The 17,567-nt window shown below is 51.2% G+C and carries 10 protein-coding genes; 6 read left to right on the top strand and 4 right to left on the bottom strand.

Annotated elements, in window-relative coordinates; genetic code table 11:
• Positions 1 to 16: 16 nt before the first annotated feature.
• The gene (locus MKY12_RS02045; RefSeq protein WP_339312705.1) at positions 17 to 1,963 is read right to left on the bottom strand and encodes an AarF/ABC1/UbiB kinase family protein; all 1,947 of its coding nucleotides are present in this window, start codon (positions 1,961 to 1,963) and stop codon (positions 17 to 19) included.
• Between the two features lie 375 nt (positions 1,964 to 2,338).
• Here MKY12_RS02045 and MKY12_RS02040 point away from each other — a divergent pair, with 375 nt between their 5' ends.
• From MKY12_RS02040 to MKY12_RS02020, 5 genes are all read left to right on the top strand, one after another.
• Positions 2,339 to 3,559, top strand: a complete 1,221-nt coding sequence (locus tag MKY12_RS02040) for an MFS transporter (protein WP_339312703.1) — start codon at positions 2,339 to 2,341, stop codon at positions 3,557 to 3,559.
• A gap of 206 nt (positions 3,560 to 3,765) precedes the next feature.
• On the top strand, positions 3,766 to 5,643 hold the full coding sequence (locus MKY12_RS02035; RefSeq protein ID WP_339312702.1) for a leucine-rich repeat domain-containing protein: 1,878 nt from the start codon (positions 3,766 to 3,768) through the stop codon (positions 5,641 to 5,643).
• Between the two features lie 166 nt (positions 5,644 to 5,809).
• Positions 5,810 to 6,586 carry a methyltransferase domain-containing protein gene (locus tag MKY12_RS02030; RefSeq protein WP_339253497.1) on the top strand — a complete coding sequence of 259 codons (777 nt, stop codon included), beginning with the start codon at positions 5,810 to 5,812 and terminating at the stop codon, positions 6,584 to 6,586.
• Positions 6,587 to 6,757: 171 nt separating this feature from the next.
• Positions 6,758 to 8,596 (top strand): HSP90 family protein, encoded by a 1,839-nt coding sequence (locus tag MKY12_RS02025; RefSeq protein ID WP_339253496.1) that lies wholly within the window; start codon positions 6,758 to 6,760, stop codon positions 8,594 to 8,596.
• Positions 8,597 to 9,655 (top strand): hypothetical protein, encoded by a 1,059-nt coding sequence (locus MKY12_RS02020; RefSeq protein WP_339253494.1) that lies wholly within the window; start codon positions 8,597 to 8,599, stop codon positions 9,653 to 9,655.
• A 571-nt stretch (positions 9,656 to 10,226) separates the two neighbouring features.
• Here the strand turns inward: MKY12_RS02020 and MKY12_RS02015 are convergent.
• Positions 10,227 to 11,114 (bottom strand): AraC family transcriptional regulator, encoded by an 888-nt coding sequence (locus tag MKY12_RS02015; protein ID WP_339312701.1) that lies wholly within the window; start codon positions 11,112 to 11,114, stop codon positions 10,227 to 10,229.
• A 121-nt stretch (positions 11,115 to 11,235) separates the two neighbouring features.
• Between MKY12_RS02015 and MKY12_RS02010 the strand changes: the two genes are divergently transcribed.
• The gene (locus tag MKY12_RS02010; RefSeq protein WP_209875447.1) at positions 11,236 to 11,991 is read left to right on the top strand and encodes an SDR family oxidoreductase; all 756 of its coding nucleotides are present in this window, start codon (positions 11,236 to 11,238) and stop codon (positions 11,989 to 11,991) included.
• A 96-nt stretch (positions 11,992 to 12,087) separates the two neighbouring features.
• Here the strand turns inward: MKY12_RS02010 and MKY12_RS02005 are convergent, their stop codons facing one another.
• Complete coding sequence (locus MKY12_RS02005) at positions 12,088 to 16,125, bottom strand: S-layer homology domain-containing protein (RefSeq protein WP_339253492.1); 4,038 nt, start codon at positions 16,123 to 16,125, stop codon at positions 12,088 to 12,090.
• A 369-nt stretch (positions 16,126 to 16,494) separates the two neighbouring features.
• Entirely contained in the window at positions 16,495 to 17,538 is a 1,044-nt protein-coding gene (locus MKY12_RS02000; RefSeq protein ID WP_339253491.1) for a hypothetical protein, read from the bottom strand.
• Positions 17,539 to 17,567 lie beyond the last annotated feature (29 nt).

Below are 17,567 nucleotides of genomic sequence, written 5' to 3'. Positions count from 1 at the left end.
TCCTACACGCCCTCCGTTAACTCTTGGGTTTCAACTGCTTAATCACGGACATCATCAGGATAATCATCCCCGTGCCGAAGCCTGACATCGATAGGGGAGCCAGGACGAACCGCATGATCTCCCCCTGCACCCAGAAGCTGGCCAGCATGATCACCATACAGATTACTGTGAACATCCCGACCGTCAGCGTCCCCACGAAATCCGTCAGACTATGATTGTCCTCACGCGCAAGGGTGATCCGGTTGTCCTTCAGCAGCGGCAGCTCCAGCAGCTTCGGAATATAGTCCTCCAGCCGCCCCTTCACCTTGTTGAACTGTTCCTTAACGATCTGCCCCTGATCTATCTGCTCTGCGAAGGACTGGCTTGCTGCGGATAGAGAGTACGACTCATCTACAGAGGACAAGGTCCCGTCCAGGGTAATAATCGCCCGGAAGGCCCCAGCCACCGTCGGCTTCAAGGACATCCCCAGCTCGGTAATCATCGACATCAGCCGTCTCATCATGACACTGGTCGGATCAGCCGAGAAAGAGGCTTCGGACAAAAGTCTGCCGAGGCGCCGCTCGATCATTCTCACATCCAGCAGCTCCCCTTCTTCACAGACTCCGGCCAGGCCCTGGGCCATCTGCTTCGTATCCTTCCGGCTGTAGCCCATCAGGAAATTCAACATCCCGGCCCGCTCCTCCTCCGTCAGATAACCCACGGAACCGAAGTCAATCAGCGCGACCTTCCCGTCTTGGGTCAGCATCAGATTGCCGGGATGCGGGTCGGCGTGGAAGATGCCGATCATCAGAATCTGCTGCAGGAATGCGTGCATGATCATTTCGGACACATCGCTGCTCACCTTTCGGGTGAACCGGTGCCCTTCAATATATTCCATGGTCAGAATCTGCTTGGTCGAGTACTCGGCGTAGATCTTCGGCACTTGTATCGGAATATCGTGTTCCTGGAATGCTTGGCGCAGCAGGTTGGTATTCAGCGCTTCGATGTCGAAGTCCGTCTCTTCAATCAGATTCGTTTTGAAGCCTTGGGCGAGCTGGATTAAGCCGAGTCTTTGGATTTTGGAGGAGCGTTCGGAGAGCCGGGTCACGAATTGGATTAATAGATCCAGATCTACGCTCATCTTCTGCTTCACATCCGGCCGCAGGATTTTGACAACTACCTTCTCTCCCGTGGACTTCAGCCGTGCCAGATGCACCTGACCGATCGATGCGGCTGCAATGGGCTCCATTCCGAAGTCTTCATACGTCTCCTCCAGATCGCCGATTCTGCTGTCGATGATCTCCTTCAGCTCCTTCCGGCTGAGCGGCTTAACCTGATCATACAGGCTGGAGAACGCTTCGATGTATTGCGCAGGCAGCAGATCCTTCTTGGTCGATAAGACCTGCCCGAACTTCACGAAGACTCCGCCCATGTTATCCAGAATGGCAGCAATCACCTGCGGCAGCTTCGCATGATCCTGCTGGAGCAGATGGTTCAGCCCTTTGCGTGAAGCGATCCAGAGCAGACGAATCATACGCCTGAAGCCCCGCACCTTACCCATCACATACCCGAGCGGGTTCCCGGACTGAAGCAGCTTGAAATTGAATACGCTAAGCAGCATGTAGGTATAGCAGGAGATAAATAGAATCAGCAGCGGGTAATAGATGAACATCACCCTGACCATCTCCGCTTCGGAGGGAACCACAGGCTGCTTGAAGTAGGTTGAGGTTATGATGAGAGTAACAACGGACGTGCTGAAAAGAATCGCCACCATCAACTGGAACTGTTCATGCTTGAAGGTCCTGATGCTGCTTATAATGAAATACAGAATGAACGCCACGACAATAATGCTGCTCATATAGAATTGCTCCAGCACTTGCACCAGCATACTGACTGCCACCGCGCAGATCAGCGGCATCACGATCTTATGCTTCGCATTGAATATATAGGCAAGCGCTACGAACACACCGAAACATATAAGCATTACTATGAAAAAGAACATCCTCCAGCCCCCTGTATCCGCTTCATTATTCCCAATATAGCATACTAGGCTGAAGATGCGGAATGCTCCGATATTATTGACATCTGGAGAACTTCAATGTTAAGCTCCACCTATAAAAATTTCAGGAGGATGGCAGCCGATGATTCCACGTATATGGTAAGCACGTTCAACAAAAGCTGATTTTCCACCAAGTGTGGGCTTTTTTGAGCTGCTGCTATTTACGTTAAGGACATCGGCTGCGATCCGCTACGGCTTATTTCACTATGCCCGGTTTCGCACTGTCCCATCATGTAATTGTTGCAGACCCAAGTCCACTTCCGGATTTGGGTCTGTCTTTATTAGGGAGGTAAGAAACTTATGAATATTCAATGGAAAAAGACGTTCGCCTTCATCTTCAGCGGGCAAATCTTCTCGATATTAACATCGGCGATGGTTCAGTTCTCCATCGTCTGGCATCTGACCGAGACGACAGGATCGGCTACCGTGCTGATGCTGGCCGGTCTGGCCGGGTTCCTGCCGCAGGCGGTCTTGGGCCCGTTCATTGGCGTCTGGCTCGACCGCTGGAACCGTAAGCTCACCATGATCGCCGCGGACAGCGCCATTGCACTAACCAGTCTGATTCTGGGTGCCTACTATCTATGGGGGGAGCCGAGTTTATGGATCGTGTATGCCATTCTGCTGATTCGTTCGGCAGCCTCGTCCTTCCATGCCCCTTCATTCCAGGCTGCGATTCCTCTGATTGCGCCGGAAGACCAGCTCACCCGGGTAGCAGGCTGGAACCAGCTCATCTTCTCCGCTTCCAGCGTACTCGGGCCTGCGCTTGGAATAGCGGTATACTCGGCTACTTCACTAGGAACCGTATTGCTTTTAGATGTGGCAGGTGCCTTAATCGCTAATGTCATGCTTCTGTTCGTCCAGATCCGTCAACCGAAGCCGGAGAGCGTGGAGATACCCTCATTCCGTAAAGAGTTTATGCTCGGCTGGCGGGCCTTCCTGTCGCAAAAGCCCATTGTCACGGTAACGGTTGCCATGGCGGTCTTCAGCGTGGTATTCATGCCGCTGGCGATGCTGTTTCCCTTGATGACGCTGTCCCATTTCGGCCGGGGCGGCTACAGTGCCAGTCTGATTGAGGCTGTATTCGGGATCGGGATGATCCTTGGCGGTGCACTGCTGTCGGTGCTTGCTTCCAGGTGGAAGGACACCACCTACATGAGTGTGAGCCTGGTTGTAATCGGGCTCACCTGTGTCCTGAGCGGGATGGTCGGGCGCGAGGCGTTCCTTGCTTTTACCGTCCTCTCGTTCCTGATGGGTGCCGCTGCCCCCTTGTTCAACGGCCCGTACATGGCGATGATCCAGAAGTCTTATGAGCCTGAGCTTCTAGGGCGTGTGCTCTCCTTCGTGACGAGTATTGGACTCTTGTCGTCCCCGATCGGGCTTGCCCTGGCGGGACCTGTGGCCGACCGGTTCGGCGTTCCGTTCTGGTTCTTCTGGTCGGGGATCGTTGTGGTTCTGATTGGATTATTCATATTTATCAGGTTTGCGGGGAAAGGTACAGACGAGCAACCTGCTAGTAAGTAAATGAAGCTAAATAGACCGTCCTCCCGTTAGGGAAGGCGGTCTATTTGCCGTGAAACATATAAATTCTATATTTTAAAAATTTTCTTTTTGCCATCCGTTGGCTGGCTCTCTCCCCTCTGGCAGGTATAATGGAATAAAAGCGGTATTCCTGAGGTCAGAGGACCGCCCAATATGAGCTATCATTACATCATAAGGAGGAGGCATTCGTGGCTTTTATTCCCTTGAATTGTCCCAATTGCAGCGGAAGAATTGAATATAAGGAAGGCACCATCCTCAAGTGCCCTTATTGCCAGACTGAGCTTCTGCTCAAGCAAAATAATGTCTACTATGTGGATCAGACCATTAATCATTATCACGGGGCACCCCCTCCCAAGGCCGCGCCGAAGCCACCCGTCTCCGTCTCTATCCCCATTAGGCTGGTGCTAATTCTGCTGCTGGTGCTGGGCGGGGCCATCGGTACTTATTTCTATTACAGCCTCAGCTCTCCGCAGCAGGCAACCAAGGCTAATCTGTCTGTACGGAATATGCCCGAGAGCGAGGTCCTGCTCACCTTCCTCCGGGAGACCCTGGGTAAAGGCTCTGCCATGCCGACAGAGGAGGAATTGGCATCACTGCGTTATTTAACTGTGGAGCGTTCGAAGAATGACCAGTGGCAGTTCACTTACAGCTTTTCCGATCCCTTCAGCGATGCACAGGCCGAGAAGCTTACTTATGTGACCCAGGACAAGCGGCTGAATGCCCAGCGGATTGATCAACGGGATTTCGAAGCCTTCAAGGGACTGACGGCACTGAACCTGACGAATACCTACGAGATCAACCAGGCGGACCAGACAACGCTTGCCCATATGCCCGGATTAAAAAGCTATGGCGGCGCCTTCAACGAATCCTTCAGCGCCTTCTCCGGCTACTTCGGCGATAAATCTAAAATTACGGAGCTGTCCACTCAGCTGCGCAGTAATCAGGAAGTGGCCCTGCTGCTGGAATTTCCCAATCTAAGCTCACTATCCATTACCTATGTGGATGAGTCTATAACGGATTTGCATCTGCTTAATAAGCTGCCGCTGAAGTCCCTGTCCCTTACCTTCGTCAATGACCTGGGGTGGTTATCGTCCATGACCGGGCTGTCTTCTCTGGCTATCTATCACAGTGAAACCACAGATCTGCAGCCGTTATACGCCTTAACCGGGCTCCAGGAGCTTAAGCTTTCCTATTTATCCAATGTGAAGTCGATCGACTTCCTGCAGAACATGCCTGCACTGCAGACGCTTGATCTCGAAAATGTAAATTTCTCCAGCCTGGAGCGTCTGGCCGGCAAAACCTCTATTACCTCGCTCCGCCTGGCTTCCTTAAGCCAGCTTGGCTCGGTAAAGGCCGTGAATAGCTTGTCCTCGCTGCGGGAATTCACCTTGGACGGTTATTACGAGCAACCAGACAGCCTTACTTTGCCGGGCGTCAAACGGGTGGAAATCCCAGCTTCCTTCCTCTCCGGGCTGAAGGCCCCTGCGGTAACGGATCTGACACTCCGGGGCGGAAGCGGGGAGCTTAATATGGCTGAGCTGAAGAAATTCCCTGAGCTTGGGGAGCTGTCCCTCTGGGGGGTTGATGAAATGGCTGGTCTCGCCGCCCTCGACAAATTGCCCCGCCTACAGAAGCTAAGCATCTTCGACTCGTCGCTGTATATGGAGAGCGATGCCTTATTCCGTCTGAAGCAGGTGAACACGCTGGTGTGTTCGGAATGCCGCCTGAATTTCAAGCAGACAGCAGCAACGAATAGTGTGCTTGAGCATCTGACCTTGGACCGGCCATACTTCTCCATGAATAACAACTCCGTTAGTGAGGTTGACCAGGTGATGCCTTACTTCGCGGGCCTAACTGCCCTGCGTTCCTTCACCCTGCAGGACAACAACCTGGCTTCTCTAGCGTTCATGAGCAAGTGGCAGGCCATCAAGGAGCTTCATCTGGAGAACAATGCGATTTCCAATATAGAGCTTCTGAGCAAGCTGCCCAAGCTGCAACAGGTATTCTTTGCTGGCAATTCCGTGGCGAACAAGTCCGTGCTTGATGCGGGCGTGCTGGTGTATTAATTCCCCTATTATGATATGAGAGAATAGACTGCCCTCCTTACAGAGGCTAGCGGTCTATTTTGTCGGCAGCACACTTATAGGCAATGCTTATCAACTGTATAGCAACTATATATTTCATTTATAAGCTATGCAGTACTATACTGAATTTCATAAGGAGGGGAAGTACATGAATGAGCCGGCTTCCAATAACCAATGGCAGGCAGACACGTATGATCACAAACTGGATTTCGTCTCCAAGCTGGGCGGCGATGTCCTCTCTCTGCTCCAGCCTCAGCCCGGTGAACGCGTGCTGGATATCGGCTGCGGGACGGCCGACCTGACGGCTAAGATTGCATCCGCCGGAGCGGAGACTGTTGGCATTGATCTGTCGCCCGAGATGATTGCACGCGGCCGTGCCAAGTACCCGCATCTGAATCTGAGCACCCAGAATGCTTACACATACCGAACCTCCGGGACCTTCGATGCGGTGTTCTCCAACGCTGCACTGCACTGGATGAAGGACGCACACGCAGTTGCCGTGACGGTAGCAAGCGCACTGCGGACCGGCGGACGGTTCGTCGCCGAATTCGGCGGCTACCGCAACGTTGCCGCGCTGGTGAATGCGACCGAGGCCGCACTGTCCGCGCATGGCTATGATCCGCAGGGACGCAATCCATGGTACTTCCCCACCATCGGAGAATATACGGCCGTGCTGGAGGCGCATGGCTTCCTCGTCACGCTGGCCCAGCATTTCGAACGGCCGACTCCCTTGCAGGGCGAGAGCGGAATCCGGGATTGGCTCGACATGATGGCCGATGACTTCTTCTACGATGTCAGTGCAGAAGACAAGACTGCGATCTATCGCGAAGTGGAAGATCAGCTGCGTCCGGAGCATTACCGGCAGGGCCAATGGATCGCCGACTACCGGCGGCTGCGGGTCTGTGCGGTGAAGATGGCGGACTAAGAATAGATTGGCGGGAAGCCCAGGTGAATCAAGACCTTGGGTTTCTTTGTATTTTCAAGGCAGGGAAATTAGGAGGATTGGGAATATCTGTTTCTTATAATGCAGCTTCTGGGTAATACATAGGGTTGCATCTGTCTACATATCAATTGATTACAGAATAGGAGAACAAACATGGAGAACCAAAACCAGGATACGTACCGTTTTCAGGTGAACTTAAGCGGTATGATCAACATTTTGTCTAACCATTTGTATAGCAGCCCGAAGGTATTCTTAAGAGAACTGCTCCAGAATGGCATAGACGCGATTACTGCACGGCAGGCCTATTCCCCCGCTGGATACGAAGGCAAGATTCATGTCGAGGTCAGCGGGACCTCTACCGGGGCGACCTTACTGGTAGAAGATAACGGAATCGGGTTAAACGAGGCAGAGATTCATGAGTTCCTGGCCATGATCGGACAATCCTCCAAACGGGGCGAAGACTTTCTCTCCACCAATACCTCTTTCATCGGGCGGTTCGGCATCGGGCTCTTGTCCTGCTTCATGGTGAGTGACGATATCGTTATGGTTACCCAATCCGCCAAGGGCGGCCCTGCACTGGAATGGCGCGGGAAGCCGGACGGCACCTATACGATCCGCAAGCTCGAAGGGGAGCACGCTCCGGGCACCAAGGTTTTTTTGCGTTGTAAAGAAGGGTCCGAAGCTTACTTCGAGGAGAGCAATCTGCAGGAAGGGCTGTTCCATTACGGCGCTCTGCTGCCTTATCCGATCCAGCTGGTGTCGGACCGTAACACCCGCCTGATTAATCCGCTGACCCCGCCGTGGGTCAAAGATCCGCAGTTGGCCCGTAAGCATCGTGACGAGGTGCTGTCCTTCGGTAAGCAGGTGCTGGGAGAGACGTTCCGCGATTTCATTCCCCTGCACACCGCCTCAGGCCGGACGGGAGGCATCGCCTTCATTCTGCCGCACGCGGTGAACCTGAACGCCAAACGCAATCACCGGGTATACCTGAAGCACATGCTGGTCTCCGAAGCTGCCAGCAATATCCTGCCGGACTGGGCGTTCTTCGTGAAATGCCTGATCTGGACCAATGAGCTGCAGCCCACCGCTTCGCGGGAGCATTTCTACGAGAATGCCCAGCTGGAGCAGGTGCGGGAAGAGCTCGGGAGCTCCATTCGTCAGGAATTGATGCGGATGGCCGAGTACGACCCGGATCGCCTGCAATCGATCATTTCACTACATGCCTTATCCATGAAGGCTCTCGCAGTGGAAGATTCATCGTTCTATTCTATCATTCACGAGTGGTTGCCGTTTGAGAGCACGTATGGCAGAAAGACGCTTGGCGAGCTGAAGCAGCAGCCTCCCCTGTACTTCACGGCGACGCTTGACGAATACCGCCAGATTACCCACGTGGCTTCGGCCCAATCCATGCTGGTGGTGAACGGCGGGTATATCTATGATGCCGAGCTGCTGGCCCGGCTGCCGCTCATTGACCCGGATGTGCAGACGGAACGGCTGCTGCCAGAGGAGGTGTCGTTATCCTTCACCGATATCACCCCTCAAGAGCGGCTGGACTACTATGAGTCCGTAAGACTCGCAGACAGTGTACTTCAGAAGTTCCGCTGCCAGGTGCAGCTGCGCCGCTTCAAGCCAGAGGAGATTCCTGTCCTCTACACGCTGTCTGAGGAGTCCGCCCAGTGGCGTGTAATGGAAGCAACCAAAGAAGTGAGCACCGATGCCCTAGCCTCCGTGCTGGGCAGCTTGGGTGCTTCGCTTAAGGAGACGGCATACGCCACACTCTACTTCAACCTGAATAATCCTGTCATCGGGCGGGCATTTCACCAGGCGAACCAGAAGATGCTGCCCTCCATTGTCGAGATGCTGTACTGCAATGCGCTGATGATGGGACATTATCCGATGAACCGCCAGGAGATCGCGCTGCTGAACCAGGGCATTATTCAATTCATTGATTGGGGATTGACGGCTAATCAAGCCACAGGAGGAGACGAATAGATGAATCTTACCGAGATGGATTTTGACGATCTGATGGAGGAAGCCTATGACCTGCCGGGCGGCAAGGCTAAGCTGGAGCTGCTGGAGCAGGCGGTACGGGTGGCCGATGCCGCAGGAGATATCGACCAGGGCTATGAGGCCCGCAGCGAAATCGTAGAGCTGGGCAGCTTCCACGGGTATCCGATGAAGGCGCTAGTCGCCTTTTCCTGGCAGCTGGGGCAGTATGACAAGAACCCGGGCCGGTTCGATGATTATAGCCTAATGTGGTCGTACAAGTGGGTGCTGGACCGCATTACCGCTTTTGCAGATATTAGCCGCACTCAGATTGAGAACCTGCTGGAAGATATGAAGACCCGCTTCGCAGCGGAAGGCTACAGCAGCCGGACCTATCACTATTACCGGGCGAATATCCTCGAAGATTTCGGGGAGCTGGAAGCTTCAGAGGCCGAATGGGCGATTGTCCAGACCATGGACCGGGACGAGATGAGCGATTGTGAGGCTTGTGAGCAGCATGGCCTGGTCGAGTTCCTGGCGAAGCAGGGAGACGACGAAGCAACCGTTAAGGCAGCCGAGCCTATTCTCAAGGGCCGGATGACCTGCGGTGAGGTCCCGCATGTGACCATTACGAAGGTGCTGTTCCCTCTCCTGCGGCTGGGCCGCCAAGCGGAAGCGGATAAGCTTCAGAAGAAGGGCTACAAGCTGGTCAAAGGCAACCGCGACTTCTTGTATCATCAGGGAGAGCATATTGGTTACCTGACCCTGACCGATCCAGTCAAGGCGCTGGAGGTCTTCGAAGAGTATATCGCCTCCTCGCTCGATCATGAGAACCCGGCCGATCAGATGATCTTCAACGCCTATTCCGCCAAAATGTTCCGCCGTCTGGCGGAAGAATCCATCCGCTTCCAGGTTAAGCTTCCGGCCGGCCACCCGTGTGAGCGTCAGTCCGAAGACGTCGCTGCGCTTGCGAAGTACTTCCAGCAGTTGGCTCTCGCCACAGCGGAGAAGCTGGATAAGCGGAACGGTAACGGTTATTATACTGAGCTGCTGGAGAAGTTATAGGTTGTGTTCCGACGGCGGTTTGTAAGAACAAACGCAAATAAGAGCAGCTCCCGTATTGGGGGCTGCTCTTTACACATACTAAATACGCATTTACGTCAAAATTTTTCCAAACATAGGTAATACTACGGCATTTGATATGCTATACTGATTGAGCAATAGAATAGGCTTAAAGGGTCGGTCGGCTACCTCTCTCAGAAGGGAGGGATGCCTTGTGACAGTGTTTGAAGCAATGATGCTGATGCTAACCTTTGGTTTGCTTATCGTAGCTTTACTGTCCGATAAACGCAAATAGACCGCCCTCCCACCAAAGGTGTGCGGTCTATTTGTCGTATCCTTTTGTTGAGGCCTACCGCCCTTAAAAGCGGCTATTGCTCTAGAGAGTCGTGTTAGCGCACGGCTCTCTTAGCATTGTACGCCCGTTCTGCTTATACTATACCACAGGTGTTAACGCATGTTAACAGTGGTTAACAGATTTGTGAGCACCAGTTCGAAGACGTAGTTGCGCTGGCGAAGTACTTCCAGCAGTTGGCTCACGCCACAGTGCATTTCCCGCGGCCCTTGGCATGACCTCCTAATCCCTCATACTTTCAATTCGTCTTAGGCTCTCCGTGTCACGGGCTGGAGATGCACCGAAGAAGCGTGAATACTCCCGGTTGAACTGTGAGGGACTTTGATAGCCAACATGATATGCAGCACTTGCTACTGGATAGCCCTCGAAGGCAATGAGGTTTCTGGCCTCCAGGAGCCTTAATTGCTTTTGAAATTGAATAGGACTTAACCCCGTGGCCCTTTTAAACTGACGGTGAAAAGTATTTATAGCCATACCCGATTTCGATGCCAGCTCACCAATGTCTATGGGCCTCATAAAATTACTCCGAAACCATTTTACAACCTGAGATATTCTGGATAAATCACTTTCCCGCTGACCAAATTGCCTCAGATACCCTCCCTGTGGTCCCATCAGTACGCGATACAGGATTTCGCGCTCATAAGCTGGTGCAAGAGCCGGAATATCTCTTGGCGCTTTCGATAATCGCAATAAACGCAGCCAGGCCTCCATCAATTCAATATCCATGTCGCAAGCTGCGAATTGCCCGGAAGCAGCCGGTAATAGATTCTCCTGGAGATCTCTTAGCAGACTCTGAAGAACATTCTGATTCAACTTGAGACCAAGGGACATGTAAGGCTGGCCATAGCGGTCCGGATGTACAACAGCCGTTGCAGGAACATGCACTGGTAGTACGTAATAAGATGGTCCTGCCAGTTCCGTGCTGCGCCCCCCGATCGATAGAATCTTTCTTCCTTGAACCGTGAACCCAATCATCGGCTCGTAAAGCGCTGCAAGTTGATGATGAGGGATTGCCCCCTTAATCATACTTAGCCCCGGTACTCCGGTTTCAATCTGCCTGGTGCCCGCATCCTTCATCAGATCCATTATTTCTTCAAGGACATTTTTCATGCACATAGTTTATCACACGAATGGTGCTTTTAGGCAATCAATAGGCATTTTCAGGTCTATTTTGGTGACGCAGCTGCGGCTACAATTAGAACCAAGCCGAACACAAACCAAGGAGGATCTTATGACAATTGCGATAATAACGGGTGGAAGTAATGGCATTGGAAAAGCGGCAGCACTGGAGCTTGGCAAGCGCGGAATTAGCGTCATTCTCACATACAATTCCTATAAGGACCGGGCAGAAGATGTCGTAAAGGAAATCGAGAAAAATGCAGGTGTCCGGGCAGTCGCACTAAAGCTGGATCTGACTCAGATATCAACCTTTGCAGGCTTTATTCAAGAAGTGAAACAGAGTCTCCAAGACATTTGGAACCGGACAACTTTTGATTACTTGGTGAATAATGGCGGCATCGGCGGACCCATGCTGTTCACTGAGATGAGTGAAGAATATTTCGACAAGATTCTGAATACGAACTTCAAAGGACCGGTTTTTCTAACACAACAGCTTGCCGGATTCATGGAGGACGCCGGAGCTATTGTCAATACCACGAGTTCATCCAAAAATCAATCCTTTCCGGGCTACTCCGTCTATGGCTCGTTAAAAGCAGCATTCTCAACCTGGACCCGCTACATTGCCAAAGAGCTTGCACCTCGCCAAATCCGGGTCAACGCCGTGTCGCCTGGTCCTACGCACAGCAATTTCGGCGATGGAGTATTTGATAAACATCCCGAATTCATTAAGCCGCTGGCTGAGCAATCTGTATTTGGCAGAATTGGCCACCCCGAAGATATTGCAAAGGTTATTGTGAGCTTGCTGTCGGATGAGTTCGGGTGGGTTACAGCCCAGGACATTGAAGTGTCTGGCGGACATTTGCTTTAATTAAGAAAAGCTTACTGTCCCCTAAACGCCAATAGACCGTCCTCCTGGCAAAAGGAGTGCGGTCTATTGGGCATATCCTGTTTTTATGCAAATCTCTTACTTATTATACAGTCTGTAAAGGAATACCGCAGCTTCAGCTTTGGTGGTGTTGCCAGCCGGATTGACCTTGTTGCCGCTGCCTTCGATGAGCCCTTCCTTCACCATGGCGGCTACGCTGTTCACCGCATAGGAGGCCACTTTGGACTTGTCGGAGAATCTCTCCAGATCCGCAGCCGTCCCCTGGCTATTCAGCTTCTTCTCGAGCTTCAGGGCTCTCTCGGTCAACACCATCATGTCTTGTCTGGTGATCTTAAGCGCGCTGCCGAAGCTGCCGTTGTCCAGGCCATTCGTAATCCCAAGCGCTTTGGCCATTCCAATCTCATTATAGTAGTAAGCATTCTCCTGTACATCGCTGAAGTTTCCATTTACCTTCGCAGTCAAGCCAAGTGCCCTGACGAGGGAGTACAGGAAATCTGCTCTGGTGATCTCGGTTGACGGATGGAATTCACCGCCCTCAGTCTTGAGAATATCCTTGGATGCAAGGACTTCGACCGCGTTCTTCGCCCATGCTGCCTTTCCGAGATCTGTGAATGTCTTGGATACATAAGCTACTGCGAAATCGCCGAGATGAGTAGTTGTAAAGGTTACCATACCGGTCTTGGAATCATAACGTCCGCTCGGTACGGTTAGAACATTTCCATTTCCGTCAATATACCGGATAACAATCCGTTCAGGATTCTTCAATTCATCCGCAGACGGCTGGTAAGGTACGGATACGGTAACAGGTGCACCAGGATTGCTCCAGGCCGTTTCTTTTCCGTCCGTCTTAAGGCTAAGCTGAATGATCGGTCTATCGCCTAGAGCCGCCTTTACTTCCGCCGGAAGCCCCGACTTGTCACCTTTTCCAATCTCCAGCGATACTTCCTTGCCGCTGCTTTCAGGTGTGCCTGTCAACATATTACCGGAAATTACGACCTGACCGAATTCGGTCGAAATGGTCAGTTTGTTATCCTTGGTTCCGCCGGTCAGTGCTGCAGCAGGCAAGCCTACCGAGTATGATTTCACTCCTTGCACGGCAGGGATGTCCAGCGTCACATTTTTCTCGATGAGTTCCTTTGCTTTTGCCAGATCTGCTACCTTAACCATTGCGGTTCCATTGTTCACTGTTGCCTGCATGGTTACTTTCTGTCCTTCTACAACAGGTGCTGCTGGTGCAGGTGTCGCAGATGCAACAGGTGCAGACGTTGAATAGGTTCCACCAGGTGCAGGCGTTGCTGGTGCTGGTGTTGCTGGTTCAGGTGTTGCAGATGGTGTTCCTGGTTCCGGAGTGGACGGAGTCTCCGTCTTGCTGTTGGTTACTTTCAGGGTATACGTCTTGACCCTGCCGTCTGCCCCTGTGACCTCAATCTTTATATCTGTTTGGGTGCCAGGTGTCAGCGCTATAGCTTCGGAAGCTGTACCGCTGGCAACCACCTTATCGTTCACTTTAAGGGTTGACCTGCTGTCTGCCGCTGCTGCTGTCACAGTAATGCTGCCGGCATCCTTCAGGGACACCTCGTATTCTGTGGTTGCTGCGTTGAATACAGGCTCGAGTGTTCCCGCACTTAGTGTCAGGCTGCTGAGGTCTGCATTCACACTATTAGGTGTATAGACTCCAAGGTCGCCAAGGTCGATTTTATTATTCTGAATAGTCTGATATTCGCCTGCAAAGTAATCATCCAGATACGAATGTCCCAGAATGAACCGGTCCGGCTTCATAGCACCATAGTAACCGGCATTTGCATTACTCTGACCGTCAAACAGGACATAGCTTCCCTGCCATCCGGAACCGGTTACGCCCCAGCTGATGATGTGATCGATATACGGGGCGAACTTGTTAAACATTTTGTACAGCAGCGCGTACTGATATCCAAGGGCGTCCGACTGTCTCACATTGAGCGCTGCTGGAGCAGTTGCGCCTCCTCCTGGAGCATCGGTCGGCACCTTAAGGTCAAGCTCAGAATAGGTAATACCCGACAGCAGCCCCCGGTCAACGAGAGAGGCATAAAGGGCCATCGCATATTGGTTGTCGCTGGCAAGGGTCTTACCCACCGCGTCATGTCCCTGGATTCCGATGTCTTCGATCAGGGGTCTTCCGTCATACAGCGGATCGGAGCGCCATGCGGTATTTAATTCAAGAACCATGTTATATACGGTTCTAGCTTTACTGCGGGTGGCAACCCCGTAATCGTTGTAGGTCAACTTCGGAGGATTGTCAACGATGTAACTGTCAATGCTGCCTTTAGTATCGTGTCCATCCAGCTTCATGTACTCTGGAAGGTTAGCGTAGTTGGCTTTGTAAGCTGCCGCCATCTTGGCGTTGGGAGCCGCGATGTGCGCATTCTTGAACAGCAGATAGATGTAATGGCTGGTGATATCGCCGCCAATCTCATCATCTGACATGGCAACAAGCCAGTTGGTATGCTTCAGGCTCGTTCTCCAGCTGTTCGGATCCTCAAGGATAAGCTCGCTGTGGCGGCTCTCGTGTACCTCTTCGTTAAGTACATCCCAGGAATTGAAGGGAATGATACCACGGGCTTCGCTGGAGCCGTACTTCGTATCTGTGGTCAGAAAATGCCGCATCACATACATCGTATGGTTGAACTGCACTCTTCTCGCCATCTCTTTGTCTACCTTAACCGTGGTTGTGACACCATTGCCAAGTCCGTAGAAATCGGCCCCCCCGGTATACCCGGAGGACAGGTTCGCAGGAATAATCTGTGTCATCCATCCCGGAGCCTGGTTGTACCATGCCAGAACATGGCCGTGAGACTTGTACTGCCCGGGAGTTCCAGAATCTCTGATCGCCTGATAAGAGTTGGTAGGGAAGCTATACTCCGCTAAGCCAGGGGCAGTGGTTGCGCCGTTCATGGCCTCGCCGTTCACATTCTTCAGCCATTCCGGACCACGGGGATGCGTGCCATCGGCCTTCAGATTGTTGCCGTCAACGAAGATCTCATAGTGATTGGCTCTCGTTCCGTTTACAGGTCCGGTGCCGATCGCGCCGACCATGAACAGGCCATTCTCCTTATTGTACAGACTCTTTAGAGGCGCTACGGCACTCTGGTGTTCCTTATTGACTACGCTCGGAAGCGCAACACCCTTCGGATCAGGTGCGGTAATCTCAATGTTAGAGACTAGCAGCATACCGGTTTCTTCAGGACGGGCATTCTCCCCATGAAGCTCAAGAATGAAGTTCGAGGAATTGCCCGTTGAGGCGGTAATACTGTGATGCGCCTTCAGCCAGGATTCGCCGTTGTAGCTGCCCACCCAGTCAGGATTCAAGTTGTTGTACTGGTATTCCCTGAGGTAGCTGTCGAGGTTATCGCTGGCATTTCTGACTCTCCATCTCATGAATTTGCCTTGCGCGCTCTTCGGATAGTAGACATCGAATTCAATCGTTGAACCCGCTGTGACATTGACGGCCGGGGACAACGGGGATTCCAGACTGATGCCGCCGAAGGTGCTTTTGCCGTTATGGGCGTAATTAATCTGGAGCACTTCCGCTTTCCCTTGGGCATCTGCAAAAGGATATGCGATCGTCTTGAATGTCCCGCCGGCAAAGTCGGCCGGGACACGGTTATCCAGCGGAGTTCTTGCCTTCCAGGCATTCGTAGGCGCGGTAACTTTTACAGGAACCTTACCCGGACCCGGATCAAGCCGGAAATAGGGATCGGAGCCGTCTGATTTGATATTTGCAGTGAAATTCATTATGGCTTCTTTCAGCGTTGCAATGGCTTCGTCGGCCGGCGTGTTCGCATTACGCGCAAGCTCAAGCGCATCATTAAGAGCTTGGAGTTCGTCTACATGCACCCAGGGCAAAGCCCGGTTCACATCAGAACCGTAGACGGAACCATAGACAGACTGGCTGACCTGGAGCGGGAACTCCGTATTTCCAGTTTTAAGAGCTTCGGCTTGCGCAATGAGGTCGCTCAGTTCAACGGACGGTTCCTCTCCAGCCGCAGCAGCCGGGACGGGAGTATACGTGAAGATGGAGAACAACATGATGATAACGAGAAGGCGGGAGATGCTGACTACATATTTTCTACTGTTCATCTAAGTTTGACTCCTTTTCTTATGGAGATTCTTACCCTTGGTTACGCCAAGTCTGGCTTGACAGTCAATCCTGCACCTCCCTCTGAACCTAATAGCAGACAATGTTTGTAAACGCATTCACGAAAGCGGATGATTAGGCTGTAACAGCTTTCATATTAGCAACTGGAAGGGAAAGTCTAAATACGGGAAATGCACGAATGATTTTAATATATTACGAAAATAGACACACTTCTCGGCTCAACCTTCCAGAAAAAAGGAGAATATGGGGTGGGAATGGAATATAGTGCAAAAACAAAAAGACCGCCCCCTCTCGCAAAGGTATGCGGTCTATCTGATACTCTACCCGGTTACCTGACTCACATTGTTGATTCAGCTTTTCAATCTTGCAGCCTCTAACATTAAATAAAATTGATGATGAAAATGCACTTCATTCGTATATATTTTTGTAAATAAACCCATGCACTTATCTATGGTTTCCCCAGTGAACGTTTGGGACATGATGGCTTTATTCGAATAGAACCTTACCGTCTTCCAGTCATTAATAATTTGGTCCAGTAACGGGTCAAGCGTATCCTTGGCATTGATATGATCAAGGTTATACTTATAGAGCGTATCTAACCTGTATTTCTCAGAACATTTTCTATAAATAGTACTGCTTAGTGTTTCTATAATCGTTTCATTGGTTAGAATGAGCTTGTAATTTTCTGCCAACAACAATATATTATTCAAACCTTCCGTGATTTCATTTTGATACCTGAACATATTTTCTACAAATGTATTGATGCTGGTGTGTGCTGACTTCTTATGGTTCAAGAGCTCATGATCACCGGGGGATACTAGTGCATATTCCCAAAAGTAATTTGGCATCTTAACGTGTTCCGATGTCAGGCATGATATTTTAAATTCTGAAAATGGCAGAGAATATTGTCTGTATTCTGTAATATCATCAACCGTATATATTTCCCCGTTCGTAAGATTGAAGCCATAGACAAAAACAGGGTGCAGTCCATGTTTTTTGTTATAGTAAAAGTCTCTCCCGCGTTGATAAAATAAATCAATAAAAATTGAAATGGGATAACCACGAGAAATAGAGTTGATGATCTCCTCTTGTAATGTATCTAGCGAAGGGGATATTTTGCGGATGGAGATTCCCATCTCCTCAAGAATCTGATCTCCCTCCTTAAGCTCCAACACCTCTAACTTGAAATATCCTCTTGTTTGTATTTTTTGTTCATTGAATCTGTAAATGCTAATCACATTATTCAGAATCGGCAGCTCATCTTTATCGAAATATCTGGCAAGCGTTAAAAACAAATTGTAGTCGCAGCTAAAATAAGGAAAATTATGATGAGGAAACATTTTGGTCATGCCGTCGAAGGGGTGAAAGGTGCCCACGGAAATGATTTCTTCCATACCATATTTCTCCTAACCTGAAATTATTG

The organism is Paenibacillus sp. FSL M7-0896 (assembly GCF_037975415.1).
Taxonomy (GTDB): Bacteria; Bacillota; Bacilli; order Paenibacillales; family Paenibacillaceae; genus Paenibacillus_AQ; species Paenibacillus_AQ silagei.
This window is presented reverse-complemented; position numbering and strand designations above follow the sequence as displayed.

What these genes read in the sequence shown, in the direction of transcription:
- MKY12_RS02015 (WP_339312701.1), bottom strand. Translation starts at nt 11,114, where the DNA reads ATGAAAAATGTCCTTGAAGAAATAATGGATCTGATGAAGGATGCGGGC.
- MKY12_RS02010 (WP_209875447.1), top strand. Translation starts at nt 11,236, where the DNA reads ATGACAATTGCGATAATAACGGGTGGAAGTAATGGCATTGGAAAAGCG.
- MKY12_RS02040 (WP_339312703.1), top strand. Translation starts at nt 2,339, where the DNA reads ATGAATATTCAATGGAAAAAGACGTTCGCCTTCATCTTCAGCGGGCAA.
- MKY12_RS02045 (WP_339312705.1), bottom strand. Translation starts at nt 1,963, where the DNA reads ATGCTTATATGTTTCGGTGTGTTCGTAGCGCTTGCCTATATATTCAAT.
- MKY12_RS02005 (WP_339253492.1), bottom strand. Translation starts at nt 16,125, where the DNA reads ATGAACAGTAGAAAATATGTAGTCAGCATCTCCCGCCTTCTCGTTATC.
- MKY12_RS02000 (WP_339253491.1), bottom strand. Translation starts at nt 17,538, where the DNA reads ATGGAAGAAATCATTTCCGTGGGCACCTTTCACCCCTTCGACGGCATG.
- MKY12_RS02020 (WP_339253494.1), top strand. Translation starts at nt 8,597, where the DNA reads ATGAATCTTACCGAGATGGATTTTGACGATCTGATGGAGGAAGCCTAT.
- MKY12_RS02030 (WP_339253497.1), top strand. Translation starts at nt 5,810, where the DNA reads ATGAATGAGCCGGCTTCCAATAACCAATGGCAGGCAGACACGTATGAT.
- MKY12_RS02025 (WP_339253496.1), top strand. Translation starts at nt 6,758, where the DNA reads ATGGAGAACCAAAACCAGGATACGTACCGTTTTCAGGTGAACTTAAGC.